15 protein-coding genes are annotated in these 15,419 nt (G+C 70.1%); all 15 read right to left on the reverse strand.

The genetic code is table 11. The features are described 5' to 3' along the window. Window positions 1-333: 333 nt before the first annotated feature. Complete coding sequence (locus AC1XX3_RS00795; protein WP_483319172.1) at window positions 334-1,044, reverse strand: TIGR03936 family radical SAM-associated protein; 711 nt, start codon at window positions 1,042-1,044, stop codon at window positions 334-336. Between the two features lie 48 nt (window positions 1,045-1,092). Continuing rightward, a complete protein-coding gene (locus tag AC1XX3_RS00800; RefSeq protein ID WP_483319173.1) occupies window positions 1,093-1,725 on the reverse strand; it encodes a pyridoxamine 5'-phosphate oxidase family protein in 633 nt (210 codons plus the stop codon). Between the two features lie 10 nt (window positions 1,726-1,735). Next, window positions 1,736-3,709 carry a TIGR03960 family B12-binding radical SAM protein gene (locus tag AC1XX3_RS00805; protein WP_483319174.1) on the reverse strand — a complete coding sequence of 658 codons (1,974 nt, stop codon included), beginning with the start codon at window positions 3,707-3,709 and terminating at the stop codon, window positions 1,736-1,738. Window positions 3,710-3,744: 35 nt separating this feature from the next. After that, window positions 3,745-4,215, reverse strand: a complete 471-nt coding sequence (gene mnhG / locus AC1XX3_RS00810; RefSeq protein WP_483319175.1) for a monovalent cation/H(+) antiporter subunit G — start codon at window positions 4,213-4,215, stop codon at window positions 3,745-3,747. Next, a complete protein-coding gene (locus tag AC1XX3_RS00815) occupies window positions 4,212-4,529 on the reverse strand; it encodes an MrpF/PhaF family protein (protein WP_483319176.1) in 318 nt (105 codons plus the stop codon). The genes mnhG and AC1XX3_RS00815 overlap by 4 nt, the downstream gene beginning before the upstream one ends. After that, window positions 4,526-5,098, reverse strand: coding sequence for a Na+/H+ antiporter subunit E (locus tag AC1XX3_RS00820; RefSeq protein WP_483319177.1), 573 nt, complete (start codon window positions 5,096-5,098; stop codon window positions 4,526-4,528). The genes AC1XX3_RS00815 and AC1XX3_RS00820 overlap by 4 nt, the downstream gene beginning before the upstream one ends. Beyond that, window positions 5,095-6,672 carry a Na+/H+ antiporter subunit D gene (locus tag AC1XX3_RS00825; RefSeq protein ID WP_483319178.1) on the reverse strand — a complete coding sequence of 526 codons (1,578 nt, stop codon included), beginning with the start codon at window positions 6,670-6,672 and terminating at the stop codon, window positions 5,095-5,097. The genes AC1XX3_RS00820 and AC1XX3_RS00825 overlap by 4 nt, the downstream gene beginning before the upstream one ends. Then, on the reverse strand, window positions 6,669-7,190 hold the full coding sequence (locus AC1XX3_RS00830) for a Na(+)/H(+) antiporter subunit C (RefSeq protein ID WP_483319179.1): 522 nt from the start codon (window positions 7,188-7,190) through the stop codon (window positions 6,669-6,671). Before AC1XX3_RS00830 ends, AC1XX3_RS00825 begins: the two co-directional genes overlap by 4 nt. After that, a complete protein-coding gene (locus tag AC1XX3_RS00835) occupies window positions 7,187-10,171 on the reverse strand; it encodes a Na+/H+ antiporter subunit A (protein ID WP_483319180.1) in 2,985 nt (994 codons plus the stop codon). Before AC1XX3_RS00835 ends, AC1XX3_RS00830 begins: the two co-directional genes overlap by 4 nt. Window positions 10,172-10,410: 239 nt before the next feature. Beyond that, window positions 10,411-10,692: an HU family DNA-binding protein gene (locus tag AC1XX3_RS00840; RefSeq protein ID WP_483319181.1), complete on the reverse strand. Its 282-nt coding sequence runs from the start codon at window positions 10,690-10,692 to the stop codon at window positions 10,411-10,413. A 149-nt stretch (window positions 10,693-10,841) separates the two neighbouring features. Next, window positions 10,842-11,519, reverse strand: a complete 678-nt coding sequence (locus tag AC1XX3_RS00845; RefSeq protein ID WP_483319182.1) for a response regulator — start codon at window positions 11,517-11,519, stop codon at window positions 10,842-10,844. Between the two features lie 79 nt (window positions 11,520-11,598). Beyond that, entirely contained in the window at window positions 11,599-12,891 is a 1,293-nt protein-coding gene (locus AC1XX3_RS00850; RefSeq protein ID WP_483319183.1) for a sensor histidine kinase, read from the reverse strand. A 45-nt stretch (window positions 12,892-12,936) separates the two neighbouring features. Then, complete coding sequence (gene ndk, locus AC1XX3_RS00855) at window positions 12,937-13,377, reverse strand: nucleoside-diphosphate kinase (protein ID WP_483319184.1); 441 nt, start codon at window positions 13,375-13,377, stop codon at window positions 12,937-12,939. A 104-nt stretch (window positions 13,378-13,481) separates the two neighbouring features. After that, window positions 13,482-13,859 (reverse strand): DUF4233 domain-containing protein, encoded by a 378-nt coding sequence (locus AC1XX3_RS00860; protein WP_483319185.1) that lies wholly within the window; start codon window positions 13,857-13,859, stop codon window positions 13,482-13,484. Then, window positions 13,856-15,406, reverse strand: a complete 1,551-nt coding sequence (locus tag AC1XX3_RS00865; RefSeq protein WP_483319186.1) for a bifunctional folylpolyglutamate synthase/dihydrofolate synthase — start codon at window positions 15,404-15,406, stop codon at window positions 13,856-13,858. The genes AC1XX3_RS00860 and AC1XX3_RS00865 overlap by 4 nt, the downstream gene beginning before the upstream one ends. Window positions 15,407-15,419: the final 13 nt, after the last annotated feature.

The raw sequence follows: 15,419 nt of genomic DNA on the forward strand, positions 1-15,419 counted from the left end.
CCAGACTCCTTTTCGGCGCACTGCGTGCGCCCTTTCTCGTTCGCGGCTCCAGGCGTACCTGGGCTGCGGAAGCTTCCGGTGGTCGACGGGCGACAGAAACGCTCCCGCGGTCATGGTCCTGACTCACACCATCAGGGCCTGATCGTCGCGGTGGAGAACTTCAGCTGTCACGATCCGCCGCGAACTGTCACTCCGCAGCGGACTCCGTCGAGTCGGAGCGCTGGCAGCGCCCCTGACCTCGCCAGTATCCCACACATCGCCAGCCCGGCCGCCATTCGGCTCCGGTGCGGCGCGGGCCGTTCCCGGAATCGACGTCGATCGACGAGGGGTCCGTCAGGCGGCGAACGGGTCGGCGATCGCGCCGGTCTCCCGGTCGAGGATCCCTTGGCTCAGCCGCGTCAGCACCGGGGCCTGGGACGGCACGAACGTCGGCGTCACCGCGGTCAGACCCTGCAGCACGTCATCGGGACGGACCAGCGGGGTCTGGTGCACGGTCACCAGGTCCAGTCCTGACTCGGTCGGTATGAGCTGTACGACGGCCTGCCGCGCGTCGAAGCCGCGGACGCCCCCCTTGGTCAGCCGCTCGACCAGCACCGACTCGGAGGCCAGAAACGCAGCGACCGCCTGCTCGAGCACAGCCGGCGCCACCCCGACGACATCGATCTGCCAGCGGGACCCGGTCAGCAGGTCGGCCAGCGCCCCGGCGGTCGCGGGCGCGACCTCGAGCACGTCCAGTCCCGGCGGGAGCGCGGCGTCGAGGGCGGCCCGCAGCCGCTCGGGGTCGCAGGTCGTGGTCAGCGCCACCTCCAGGTATTCCGCCTCACTGGCCGCCCCGGTCGGCGAGGCGTTCGCGTACGAGATCCGCGGGTGCGGCGAGTAGCCGGATGAGTAGGCCATCGGCACTGCCGCCCGCCGCAGGGCCCGCTCGAAGGCCCGACCGAAGTCACGGTGACTGGTGAAGCGGGCACGACCACGCTTGGCATAGCGGATCCGGAGCCGCTGGACGGGCGGCGCCTGCTGGGCCGGTTGGGCACGGTTGGACACGTCGAAAGATTACCGGCTGCCACCCCGACCCCCGCCGCCGCCGACCGATCAGGGCTCGCCGTAGATCTTCCGCGCGTACTGCTCGCCGTAGTACGCCTCCAGCGCCTCCAGTGACGCATCCGGCTGCTCCAGCGTCTTGGCGATCACCGGTCGCGGCGGCACGGCGGAAGCCCCGTCCCAGGTCTCCCGGTGCCACATCCTGGAGCGCAAGAAGGCCTTGGCGCAGTGGTGGAAGATCTCCTCGATCTCCACCACCAGGGCCAGGACCGGGCGGTGGCCCTTGACCACCATGTCGGCGAAGAAGTCGGCGTCGCGGACCAGCCGGCCGCGGCCGTTGATCCGTAACGTGTCGTCGCGGCCGGGGATCAGAAAGAGCAGTCCGACGTGCGGGTTGTGGAGCACGTTCTTGTAGCCATCGACCCGGCGGTTGCCGGGCCGCTCGGCGATGGCGATGGTGGTGTCGTCCAGAACATGCACGAGCTGCCCGGGGGGATCGCCCTTGGGCGAGGCGTCGCAGCTGCCGTCGGCGCCGGAGGTGGCGATCACGCAGAACGGCGAGGCGGCCAGCCAGTCGCGATCGAACTGGTGCAGCGCTGGGCGTGCCTTGTCGGCCACCCGCGGCAGCGGTGCGCCGACCAGATCGACGAGCTCATCGACGGTGGTGATCTCGACTGCGGTCATGGTTACATCCCTAGCGGGGGTCGACGGCGACGCCGGACGTGACGCCGGCGATCGGCAACAGGCTACGACCGGTGGGCCCGACCTGGATAGCAGTTTCCAGCTGTGGGCAGACCCCGCAGTCGAAGCAGGGCGTCCAGCGGCAGTCATCGACCTCGATCTCGTCCAGGGCGTCCTGCCAGTCCTCCCACAGCCACTCGCGGTCGAGGCCGGAGTCGAGGTGGTCCCAGGGCAGCACCTCGGCGTAGTCGCGCTCGCGGACCGTGTACCAGTCGACGTCCACCCCGGTGCCGGCCAGCCCGGTGACTGCTGCCTGCATCCAGCGCTGGTAGGAGAAGTGCTCGCTCCAGCCGTCGAACCGGCCGCCGTCGCGCCACGCCGCCTCGATCACCCGGCCCACCCGGCGATCCCCGCGGCTGAGCAGACCTTCGACCACGCCCGGCTTGCCGTCGTGGTAGCGGAAGCCGATCGACTTGCCGTAGCGACGATCGGAACGGATCGCGTCACGCAGCTTGGCCAGCCGGGCGTCGATCGTCGCGTGGTCGAGCTGGGCGGCCCACTGGAACGGGGTGTGCGGCTTGGGGATGAAGCCGCCGATGCTCACCGTGCACCGGATGTCGCGACGACCGCTCGCCTCGCGCCCGGTCGCGATCACCCGCTTGGCGAGGTCGGCGATGGCCAGCACGTCTTCGTCGGTCTCGGTCGGGAGGCCGCACATGAAATACAGCTTCACCTGGCGCCAGCCACTGCTGTACGCCGCAGCCACCGTCCGGATCAGGTCATCCTCGTCGACCATCTTGTTGATCACCTTGCGCATCCGGTCGGACCCGCCCTCGGGCGCGAAGGTCAGTCCCGAGCGGCGGCCGTTGCGGGACAGCTCGTTGGCGAGGTCGATGTTGAACGCGTCCACACGGGTGCTGGGCAGCGAGAGGGAGACATTGCTGCCCTCGTAGCGGTCGGCGAGCTGCTTGGTCACGTCGGCGATCTCGGAGTGGTCGGCGCTGGACAGGCTGAGCAGACCGACCTCCTCCAGCCCGGTCGCGTCGATGCCGCTTTGCACCATGGCCCCGATCGTGTCGATGCTCCGCTCGCGGACCGGCCGGGTGATCATGCCCGCCTGGCAGAAGCGGCAGCCGCGGGTGCAGCCGCGGAAGATCTCCACCGAATATCGCTCGTGCACCGTCTCGGCCAGCGGCACCAACGGCTTCTTCGGGTACGGCCAGGCGTCGAGATCCATCAGGGTGTGCTTGGCGATCCGGAACGGCACCCCACTGCGGTTGGGGGCCACCCGCTGGATCCGCCCGTCCGGGAGGTAGTCCACGTCGTAGAACTTCGGCACGTAGACGCCGCCACCTGCGGCCAGCCGCAGCAGCAGGCCGTCCCGACCGCCCGGCCGTCCCTCGCTCTTCCACTCCCGGATGACCTCGGAGATCTTCAGCGCGATCTCCTCCCCGTCGCCCAGCACCGCGGCGTCGATGAAGTCCGCGATCGGCTCGGGGTTGAAGGCCGCGTGACCGCCCGCCAGCACGATCGGGTCGTCCTCGCCCCGGTCGATCGCGTGCAGCGGCAGACCGGCCAGATCAAGCGCGTTCAGCATGTTGGTGTAGCCCAGCTCAGTGGCGAAGCTGAGCCCGAAGACGTCGAACGCCCCCACCGGCCGATGGCTGTCCAAGGTGAACTGTGAGACGGAGTGCTCGCGCATCAGCGCCTCCAGATCCGCCCACACCGCGTAGGTGCGTTCGGCGAGGATCCAGTCCCGCTCGTTGAGGACCTCATACAAGATGGCGACGCCCTGGTTCGGCAGCCCGATCTCGTAGGCGTCGGGATACATCAGGCACCACCGGACGTCGGTGCTGGACCATTCCTTGCTGACGCTGTTGAGCTCGCCGCCGACGTACTGGATGGGCTTGCCGACGCGCGCCAGCAGTGGTTCGAGCCGCGGGAACACCGACTCGGGGTCGCTGGGTCGTGTCTGGAGAATCGTCATAACATGCTCAGCGTATCCGTTGCGGCGACGACCGCTCAGGGCTGACGAGGCGGCTGGTCCTGCACCGGGGTTCCATCGTCGAGGTCGCCATCGTCGGTGGGAGCGTCGGGTCCGCCGTCGCCGACATCGGGCTCGACCGGTCCGTCGACCAACCGGAAACCTGCCTTCGCCAAGTCGTCGGCGAGCTCGTCCGCGACCAGGGTGTCGGTCTCCAGCTGGTGGGTCCGGTAAGCCGTGCGCCCGACCATGTGGGCCGAGACCGGAGCCGTCAGCAGCTGCAGGATCGCCACCAGCAGCAACAGTCCCAGCACCCGCACGTCACGCAAGGACAACGCCACCCCGCCCACCGCACACAGCAGCCCCAGCGTCTGCGGCTTGGTCGCGGCATGCATCCGGGTCAGGACGTCGGGGAACCGGACCAGCCCGGTGGCGGCGGCCAGGCACAAGAAGGCCCCGACCAGCAACAGCACAGCGCCGGCGAGGTCGGCGGCACCGGAGAGGGTCATGGCTTCTTCCGTCCGTGAAGGCGATGCGCGGCGACGTCCCACTTGCGGGCCTTGTCCCGGTCCGCCACGAACCGCGCCACACTGAGCGAGCCGGCGAAGCCGAGCAGCGACAGCACCAGCATGATCGGCATGGTGGTGGCGTGGGAGTTGAAGGCGGCCTCGATGGCGAGCCCTGAGATGACGATGGCGATCAGCACATCGGCGGCCACCACCCGATCCAAGGTGCTCGGGCCACGCGACATCCGGATCAGGGTGAGCACCGCGGCCGCCGCCAGCATGGCGACCGCGACCATCAGCAACGTCGACGTGATCACGATTCACCTTCCGCTACGGTGCCGGTGGGCATCGGCGTGCCCAGCCGGAGCGCCTCGACCTCCTCGGCCGACCCGAAGGCTCGGATCACCCGGGCCTCGGCGTCCAGCACGTTTTGTCGAGCCTGCTCGATGTCGTCGGGGCCGCGGACGTCCATCACATGCAGATACAGGGTCTGCTGGGCCCGGCGCGTCTCGAGCACGATGGAGCCGGGCACCAGCGACACGAGCTCCGCGGTCAGGGTGAGATAGAGGTCCGAACGGGTCCGCAGTCGTACCCGCACCACAGCATTCTTCGGGGTGAACCCGAACCGGAAGGCTTGGGCCGCGACGACGAAGCTGGACCGCACCAGGTCCAGCAGCAGCCGGAGCACCAGCAGCAGGTGCGCCCACGGTCGGAACCGGCCGTGGAACTCGATCGGCGGCAGCGGGAAGACGAGCCCGACCAGCAGGCCCAACAGACCACCGGCCAGCACGTTGGCCACCGACAGATCGCCCCACAGCAGCACCCACACGGCGGCCGCAAGCAGCACCATCTTGGGCTTGAACCAGCCGCGCGCGGACCGCGTCATCGATCCCCCTCCCCCAGTACGGCCACCTGATACGGCCGGCCCTGCAGCAGATCCGTGGCGGAGCGCTCGCTGTAGGCGTACAGCGGACCGGCGACCACGGTCAGGGCGATCCCGGCGACGACCAGCGCGCCGGCGGTGACCACCATCCCCCGGGGCAGGCTCCGGTCGAAGCTGTCGGCCGCCGTGGTGTCATCGGCGCCCTCCGGATCGGCCTCTCGGGTGCCCGACTCCGGCACGGGCTCCCCCGTGCCCGAGTCCGGCACCGAGCGCCAGAACGCCCGGTTCCACACCTTCGCCATGGCGTACAGGGTGAGCAGGCTGGTCAGCACGGCACCGATCACCAGCAGGTAGGACAGCCGGGTGCCGTAGGCCACACCGGCCTCGAGCAGACCGATCTTGCCGATGAACCCGGACAGCGGCGGGATGCCGGCCAGGTTCATCGCCGGCACGAAGAACAGCACCCCGAGCAGCGGTGACACGGCCGCCAGTCCGCCGAGCCGGTTCAGCGACGTGCTGCCGCCGCGGCGTTCGACCAGCCCGGTGACCAGGAACAAGGTGGTCTGGATGGTGATGTGGTGCGCGGTGTAGAAGATCGCGCCGGCGTAGCCAGCCACGCTGGCCAGCGCCACACCGAAGATCATGTAGCCGATATGGCTGACCAGGGTGAAGGACAGCATCCGCTTGATCTCCGACTGGGCGATCGCGCCGAGGATCCCGACGATCATGGTGGCCAGTGCCGCCCACATCAGCAGCCCGGACAACGGGCTGTCGGGGAACAGCACGGTCTGGGTCCGGATGATCGCGTACACGCCGACCTTGGTCAGCAGCCCGGCGAACACCGCGGTGACCGGAGCGGGGGCGGTCGGATAGGAATCCGGCAGCCAGGCGGACAACGGGAAGACGGCGGCCTTGATCGAGAACACGGTGAGCAGCAGCAGATGCAGCACCAGCTGTACGTCCGGCGGCAGCTCGCGCAGCCGGACCGACAGCTGCGCCAGGTTGACGGTTCCGGTGGCGGCGTAGACCGACGCCAGCGCAACCAGGAAGAGCATCGACGACAGCAGGCTCACCACGACGTAGGTGGTTCCGGCGCGGATCCGCTCCCCCGTCCCACCGAGGGTGAGCAATACATACGAGGCGAACAGCAAGATCTCGAAGCCGACGAAGAGGTTGAACAGGTCCCCCGCCAGGAACGCGTTGGAAACGCCGGCCGACAGCACCAAGAAGGTGGGGTGGAAGATCGACACCGGGGTCTCGCGCTTGCGCTCCTCCAGGTCCTGGCCCATCGAGAAGAAGAGCACCGTGACGGTGACCACGACCGAGACCAGCAGCATCAGCGCCGACAGCCGGTCGGCGACCAGCGCCACCCCCAGCGGCGCCGGCCAGGAGCCGACCCAGAGCACGATCGGACCGTGTTGGTCGGTGAGGTAGACCAGTGCGGCGGCGACCGCGGCCACCGCGAGCAGCACCGAGCCGGAGACGATCCGCTGGGCGCGGGGGTGGCGGCTCAGTGCGAGCGCGAGCCCGGCGCCGATCAGCGGCAGCAGCACGGGCAGTGGCAGCAGGTTGTTCACCGGCTCGCTCCAGTCGGGTCGGTGTCGCTGTCGCCGGCGATCTCGTCGTCGGCGCGCGGGTCGTCGTCCGTTGCCTCGTCGCCCTCGGGGCCGGGGTCATTCCCGTCCTCCGACGGCCGGGTACGGTCCGCCTCGTCGTAGGACTGCGAGGCGAGGTCGTCCTCGGCCAGCTGGCGGATCCGGCTGTCCTCCACGTCGTCGGCCACCTCGTCGTGCCCGTTCAGCTGGAAGCTGCGATAGGCCATGGTCAGCAGGAAGGCGGTCAGACCGAGCGTGATGACGATGGCCGTCAGCACCATCGCCTGCGGCAGCGGGTCGCTCATCTCATCCGCCTCGTTGACACCGATGATCGGGGCGCCGAGGGCGGGACCGGAGGCGACGAGGAACAACAAGTTGATGCCGTTGCTGGCCAGCAGCACGCCGACCAGGATTCGGGTCAGTGAGCGTTCGAGCAGCAGATACACACCGCACGCGATCAGCGCGCCTGCCACGACGACCAGGGTCAGGTTCGGGGTCATCGCGCACCCAGCCCCATCGCGTCCGCCTCGGCCCGCGGACCGGCGGGTCGGGGTGAGGGCACGCGGTCCTCCTCCTCGTGCAGGTCGATCCCGGCGCCGAGGCTGCGGGCCAGGTCGAGCATCACGCCGATCACCACCAGATAGACACCGATGTCGAAGAACAGTGACGTGACCAGATGGATCTCGCCGAGCAGTGGCAGCACCCCCCATGGGGTGGTCACGTCGACCAGGTACGGGATGTGAATATCGATGGCGTAGCTCTGCAGGATCCGCCCACCGAAGACCACCGGGGCCAGTGCACTGGTCGCGGACACCAACAGTCCGACGCCGAGGACCCGGCCGGCGTCCACCGGCGCGGCCTCGTCCAGCTCGTGCCGGCCGCCGGCGAGATAGCGGATGGTCAGGGCGAGGCCGGCGATCAGCCCGCCGGCGAACCCGCCACCCGGAGCGTTGTGCCCGGTGATGAGATAGAACACCGACGTCACGATCATCACCGGGAACAGCAGCCTGGTGATGACCTCGAAGATGATGGAGCGACGCAGGGGCGACAGGGTCTGACCGCCGCGCAGCCACACCATCCGGCCCGGCTCGTCATTCGAGTCGCGCGCGTCGGCGTCTGCGTCGGCGGCGGCGCGGCGGCGTACCCGGCTGGTCGGCGGCGCGATGGCTGTGTAGCGGCTCCGCAGGAAGATCAGGCTGGCGACGCCGGTGGCGGCCACCACCAGCACGGACAGCTCACCCATGGTGTCCCAGGCCCGGATGTCGACCAGCGTCACGTTGACGATGTTCTTGCCGTAGCCGAAGCCGTACGCCGCCTCGTAGTAGGCCCGCGACACCGGTTCGGCCGTCCGGGCGCCGGCCGCGACCAGGGTGATTCCGGAGACCACCAAGCCGACGGCGACCGCGATCACCAGTCGCCACCACCGGCTGGCATGCAACGGCCGGTTGGTGAAGTACTTGGGAAGCTTGCGCAGCACCAGGACGAAGACGACCAGGGTGACGGTCTCGACCAGGACCTGGGTCAGGGCCAGGTCGGGGGCGCCGTGCAGCAGGAACAACAGCGCCGCACCGTAACCGGTGACCCCGACCAGGATGACCGCCCGGAGACGCCCGCGCGACGTGGCCGCGACCAGGGCTGCGGCCACCATCAGCACCCCGACCAGGGCCTGGGCCGGGCTGTCCCACAGCCGGACCGACGTCGGCCAGCTGTGCACGACGAGCAGCACGCCGCCCGGCACGGTGATCAGCACCATCAGGATCGAGCCGAGGTAGATCGGCAGCGAGCCGCGCTGGGTGACGGCCGTGACCTCGACCGCGAGTCGGTCCAGCCCGCGCATCAGCCGCTCGTACAGCACCTCGGAGTCGGTCGTCTTCGGGAAGGTGCTCTGCACCCGGGCGATCCCGCTGCGGCCCCAGAAGAGCAGGCCGCCGGCGGCGACGGCAAGGGCGGACATCGCCAACGGTGCGGTGAAGCCGTGCCACAGCGCGATCCCGTGACTCTCCTCGCCCACCATCACCTGGTCCACCAGTGGATCCAGCAGCCGGGTCAGCGGTGCTCCGACGAAGCCGCCGACCACGGACGCCGCAGCCAGCAGGACCGGCACCGCGGCGAATCCCGCGGGCACCCGGTGGACGGCGGTGGCATCGTGGTCGCCCTTGACCGCGAAGGCGCCCCACAGGAACCGCAGCGTGTACGCCACCGTGAGTGCGGAGCCAGCGACCAGCGCCGCCCCCAGCAACACCGCCGGCAACGCGGGGATCGAGGTGCCGTCACCGGCGGAGACGAGGTAGGCCAGCGACTCGAAGCCGGCCTCCTTGGCGGTGAAGCCGATCAGCGGCGGCAACCCGGCCATCGACGCACCGGCCAGCGCAGCGGCCGTCGCGACCACCGGCATCTGCCGTCCCACACCGGACAGCCTGCGGATGTCACGGGTGCCGGTCGAGTGGTCGACGATGCCGACGACCAGGAACAGGGTCGCCTTGAACAGGGCGTGCGAGATGATCATCGCCACGCCGGCCAGCTCGGCCGACCGCGTGCCCAGGCCGCACAGGACCACCATGAACCCGAGCTGACTGACAGTGCCGTAGGCCAGCAGCAGCTTGATGTCGTGCTGACGTAGCGCCCGCCAGGCGCCGACCACCATGGTCGCGGCGCCCAGGGTGAGCACGATCGGGCGCCAGCCGGGCAGGCCGGCGAAGGTCGGCGACAGCAGCGCGATGACGTACACCCCAGCCTTGACCATGGCGGCGGCGTGCAGGTACGCACTGACCGGCGTCGGGGCAGCCATCGCGCCGGGCAGCCAGAAGTGGAAGGGCACCTGCGCGGACTTGGACAGCGCGCCCACCAGCACCAGCACCACCGCGGCCACGACCATCCCGCCACCGGCCCGCACCTCGGGGTTGGCCAGGACGCCGGACAGGCTGTAGGTGCCGGCCGTGACCCCGAGCATCACGATGCCGGTCAACATGGCCAGGCCACCGAAGGTGGTGACCATCAGCGCCGTCATGGCCGCCCGCCGGTTGGCGCTGCGGGTGGGGTTGTGACCCACCAGCAGGTAGGAGAAGACGGTGGTCAGCTCCCAGAAGATGTAGAGCAGGATCAGGTCGTCGGCGCTGACCAGGCCGAGCATGGCGCCGGCGAACGCGGTGAGGATGGCGGCTGTGCGGACCGGCGGCTGGGCATTGTCGAAATACCAGCGGCAGTAGAGCAGGACCAACGCACCGATCCCGGAGACCACGAGCGCCAGCACCCATTGCAGGGTGGCCACCCGGAAGGACAGATCGATTCCCAAGGTGGGGATCCAGGGTGCGGTTTCCGCATACGCCCCACCGCCGGCCACGGTCGGGGCCAGCGTCAGCAGCCAGGCGAAGGCCGCGGCCGGCGCTGCGGCCAGCACGAAGAAGGCGCGCGACCCGAACCACCGGCACAGCAACGGCGCGAGGACGGCAACGCCGAAGTGCACGGCGATGAGGAGCGTCACGGGGGCCTCTCGTCGTTTGCGTCATGGGCTGTCCCGCAGCCGAAGCCCACCCACGCGTTGACGAGGCGGCCCATTGGCGCCGGGACGGAAACTTTACCCGATGGGCTCAACGTCGCGACCGACTCGCCCCCGCGGGACGCGGCAGCTGCTGCCCCGCCACAACGGGTGGCACCGAGCTGTCCGCGCCAAGACGACACGAAGCCCCCGTCCCGACGGGACGAGGGCTTCGTGGAGGTCGGTCAGGCCGAGACGGCCTTCTTCAGCGCGCTGCCCGCGCTGAGCTTGACGCCGTAACCGGCGGCGATCTGCAGCTCCTCGCCGGTCCGCGGGTTGCGGCCGGTCCGGGCGGCGCGCTCGGTGCGCTCGGCGTTGAAGAAGCCGGGGATCTTCACGGCCTCGCCCTTGCCGAGCGCGTCGACCAGGACCGACTGCAGGGCGGCCAGGGCCGCATCGGCGTCGGACTTGGACAGGGACGCCTGAGCGGCGATCGCGTCGACGACATCTGAACGGTTGAGTGACACGGAGCTTGCCTTTCGGTTGACGAGGGCGCATGCGTCGGCGTGCACCCGCTGAGACATTACGGCGCTCCGCTGACCGCAGAGGAGCAGGGCGCGCCGATCTCAACCGCAGACGATAGTGGTTCTGGGTCGGGCATGCACGACGCGTACGGTCAACCGGCCGGACGGACCAGCCCCGTCTCGTAGGCCAGCACCACCAGCGCGACGCGGTCGCGCAGTCCGGTCTTGGCCAGAATCCGACCGACGTGGGTCTTCACCGTGGCCTCCGACAGCACGAACTTGGTTGCGATCTCGGTGTTGCTCAGCCCTCGGGCGATCTCGAGCAGCACCTCCCGCTCACGCTCGGTCAGGGCGGCCACCCGGGCCGGGCGCGGCGCGTCGTCGTCGGGGACAGCCTGAACGAACTTCTCGATCAGCCGGCGGGTGGTGGTGGGCGCCACCACGGCGTCGCCGGAGTGGACCGTCCGGATCGCGGCGAGCAGGTCCGCCGGCGGGGTGTCCTTGAGCAGGAAGCCGGACGCGCCGGCGCGCAGCGCCGAGAAGGCGTACTCGTCGAGGTCGAAGGTGGTCAGCACGATGACCTTGGGGGCTGGGCGCTCGACGGTGGCCCGTTCGTGCAGCAGCGCCGTGGCCCGCACCCCGTCCAGCCGCGGCATCCGGACATCCATCACCACCACGTCGCAGCCGGTCACCGCGAGCTTCTCCAGCGCCTCGCCGCCGTCGCCTGCCTCACCGACCACCTCGAGGTCCGGCTGGGACCCGATCAGCATCGCGAACCCGGCACGGACCAGCTCCTGGTCGTCGACCAGGAAGACACGGATGACGCTCATGACGCTGGGGTCCTCTCGCCGGCACGGTACCGGGCAGCGGCAGGTCTGGTAGTCATCCTGCCAACGGCGGGTCTGGTAATCATCGTGCCAGCCGCCGGCGCTTCTCGTCATCGGACCGCGGCGCGGTCTGGTCCGGTAGCCAGGCGTCCACCTCGAACCCGCCCCGGACCGGGCCCACGCTCAGCCGGCCGCCGACGGCTTGCACCCGCTCACGCATCCCGGTCACGCCGTGGCCGCTGGCCTGGGTCAGCCGTCCGGTCCCCCGCGGCCCGCCACGGTCGCGGATTCGGATCCGGATGCCGTCGCCGCGATAGTCCAGCTGGACCGTCACCTGCTGCCCACCGTGCTTGCGGGCATTTGTCAGGGCCTCCTGGACGATCCGATAGGCGGTCAGCGAGACCATGGCCGGCAGCGGACGGACGGCACCGCTTCGCTCCATCTCGACCACGGCACCGCTGTCCCGGGCGGCGCTCAGCAGCTCGGCCAGATCGTCCAGGTCCGGTGCGGGCGCGGCGGGTTCGGTTCCACCGCCGCCGTCGGTGCGCAGCAGCCCGAGCAGGTCCCGCATCTGGGCAAGGGACTCGCGGCCGGTACGCGAGATCTGCTCCAACGCCTTCTTCGCGGTCTCCGGGGAGTCGTCGACGACGTACGCCGCCCCGTCAGCCTGCACGATGACCACCGACAGGGCATGGGCGATCACGTCGTGCATCTCCCGGGCGATCCGGCTCCGCTCCGCCGCCGCGGCGAGCATCGCCTGCTGCTCCCGCTCGCGCTCCAGCTGCGCGGCCCGCTGGGTCAGCGCCAGCACTCCGTAGCGCGCCGACCGCAACCGCTCCCCCATGGCCCAGGCCGCCACCACCAGCGCGGCTGCCCCGAGGGCGGAGAGGAGCTGCAGCAGCGGAGTCGGGCTGCCGAGCTGCCGGTCGACGTAGCTCCACCATCCGGTTCCCGACCCGACGCCCACTGCGACGCCACCGATGGCCAGGCTCAGCAGTCCGAAGGCCCGGTTGGTGTAGCCGACGGCCGAGTAGATCGCGAACAGCAGGCCGGCGTCGTAGAGACCGATGGGGATGTCCAGCAGCATCTGGGCCAGACCGACCGCGAACGCGAGAACCAGCATGACCCGGGGCCACCGGCGGCGGATGGCCAGCGGCGCGTTGACCAGGATGACGAAACAGAAGTCGTCCAGGTCGGCCCGGGGTGAGAAGACCCGCAGCAGCACCGCGCCCAGCCCGATGAACAACAGCGCGACCAGCACGTCGAACGCCAGGCTGCGCGGCGGCAGCAGGCGACCGACATCGGATCCTGGGCTCGCCTCGAGCAGCTGATCGAGCCGGCTCCCCACGACGGGGTGCGGCGGCAGGTCGGACACGCTGCGAACCCTAGCGTGGACGGTTGGGTCGCAACGGTGCTCCGCTCAGCTGAGGCCGGGGAACCAGAGGGCGATCTCCCGCGCGGCGGACTCGGGCGAGTCGGAGCCGTGCACCAGGTTCTCGCGGTTCGACAGCGACAGGTCGCCGCGGATGGTGCCCGGAGCCGCCTTGCGGCCGTCGGTGGCGCCGTTCAGGGTGCGCACCACCTCGATGGCCTCGTCGCCTTCGAGGACCACAGCGATCGCCGGGCCGGAGGTGATGAAGGCGCGCAGTGGCGGGTAGAAGTCGCGCTCGACGTGCTCGGCGTAGTGGGCGTCGGCCAGTTCGCCATCCACCTGTCGCAGCTGCAGCGCGACGATCCGGAGGCCCTTGGCCTCGAACCTGCTGAGCACGGCACCGGCCAGCCCTCGACGAACGGCGTCGGGTTTGATCAGGACGAACGAACGCGAGGAGGCGGGCACAGGGATGCTGGCGTCGGAGCTCATGCCCTAAACCCTATCCGCCCGCCCCCTATCCGCCTGCCCCCTATCCGCGTGCCCCTATCCGCCCGCACAGGATCCGCCCGCACAGGATCCGGCCGCGCCGGTCCTCATTTGCGACCGGTTGGCGCTCCATCGGTCTCCCGCAGCGCGGCAGCGGCGTCTAGCCGCTTGCCGAGGATGAAGGTGACCAGCCACAGAACGGCGAACAACCCGCCGACCGCGAACATCGAGGGGGTCCAGAACCCGAGCGCGATGCCGACGAGCTGGGTCAGCCAGCCGAGGAGGTAGCCGATCGGGCGTCGCAACAGTCCCGCCGATGTCAGGGCCGCCAGCGCGGCCACAGCCCCGGCCGCCGTGGCGACGCCACCACTGCGGTCGGACACGTACATCATCACCGGGATGGCCAACAACGCCAGGATCGCCTCGAAGATCAGCACCGACAACAGGACCACCCGCATCGGGTTGGCCGGCGACAAGGTGATCACCAGTCGTCCTTGCGGTCTGCCTCGGGAACGCTCTCCTCGTCGGTTCCACGATCACCCAGCAGGAAGTCCCCGAGCTTGACCTCCTCGGTGTCGAAGTCCTCGCCGTAGTCCAGTGCACGTCCGAACTCGTCGCTGTCCTCGTCCTCGTCGTCGTCGTCGTCGTAGACGTAGTCCGCGTCGGGATCGCTCGCCGCCGCCTCGTCGGCATCGTCGTCGGACTCGGTCACCAGCAGCGTGCGGGCTTCGCCGACCGCCACCACGGACCCGGTGACCAGCACCCCGGGGGCGCCGACGCCCTCGCTATCGGCCATCCCGATCGCCACCTCGATGGCATCGTCGAGACGGGGCACGACCCGGACCCGGTCCGCGCCGAAGATGCCCTCGGCGATCTCGCCGAGATCCTCGGCCGGGAGCGCGCGGCCGGTGGAGGCCACCTGGGTGATCACCACCGAGTTCATCACGCCCTCGTAGACCCGCAGCAACCCTTCGGCGTCCTTGTCGCCCATCACCGCGACCACGCCGATCAGCGGCGAGAAGGCGAACGCCTCGGTGATCGCCTCGGCGGTGGCCCGGGCTCCGTGCGGGTTGTGGGCGACGTCCAGCACCACCGACGGTGACCGGCGGACGAGCTCGAGCCGGCCGGGGAACTTGACGGCGGCGAACCCGTCCCGCACCAGGTCGGGGTTCAGCGCCTTGAGGCCGAGGAACGCCTCCACCGCGGCGAGGGCCTGGGCGGCGTTGTGCGCCTGGTGGGCGCCGTGCAACGGCAGATAGACCTCGTCGACCGGACCCTCGGCACCGTTCAGCCGCAGCAGCTGGCCGCCGACGGCCACGGCGCGGTCGAGCAGACCGAAGTCGATGCCCTCCCGCTGCGGCAGGGCTCCCACCTCGGCACAACGGGCCAGCAGCACCTGCGCGGCCTCCAGGCTCTGGCCGGCGAGGATCGCATGGCCCCCCGGCTTGATGATGCCGGCCTTCTCCGCCGCGATGGCGGCGACGGTGTCGCCCAGCAGATGCGTGTGATCCAGGTCGATCGGGGTGATGACAGCGACGTCGGCCTCCGCCACGTTGGTGGCGTCCCAGCGACCGCCGAGACCGACCTCCACCACAGCCACATCGACCGGGGCGTCGGCGAACGCGGCGAAAGCCATCGCGGTGAGGATCTCGAAGAAGGTCATCGAGACGCCGTCGATCTGCTGCTCGTCCACCATGGCGACGTACGGCTCGATGTCGCGCCAGACCTCGTCGAAGCGTTCGTCGCTGATCGGCCGACCATCGATGGTGATGCGCTCGTTGACGGAGGTGACGTGCGGGCTGGTGAAACGGCCGGTCCGCAGCCCGCTGGCGCGCAGCAGCGACTCGATCATCGCCGTGGTGCTGCCCTTGCCGTTGGTACCGGCCACGTGGATCACCGGGTACGCCCGCTGCGGGTCACCCAGCAGCTCGGTCAGGGCGGCGATCCGGCCCAGGGAGGGGGCGACGCGGTGCTCGGGCCAGCGAGCCGTCAGGGCAGCGGTGATCTCATCGTGCGTGGGGGTGGCAGACATGGTGACTGCAGTC

The organism is Microlunatus sp. M237, assembly GCF_056896895.1.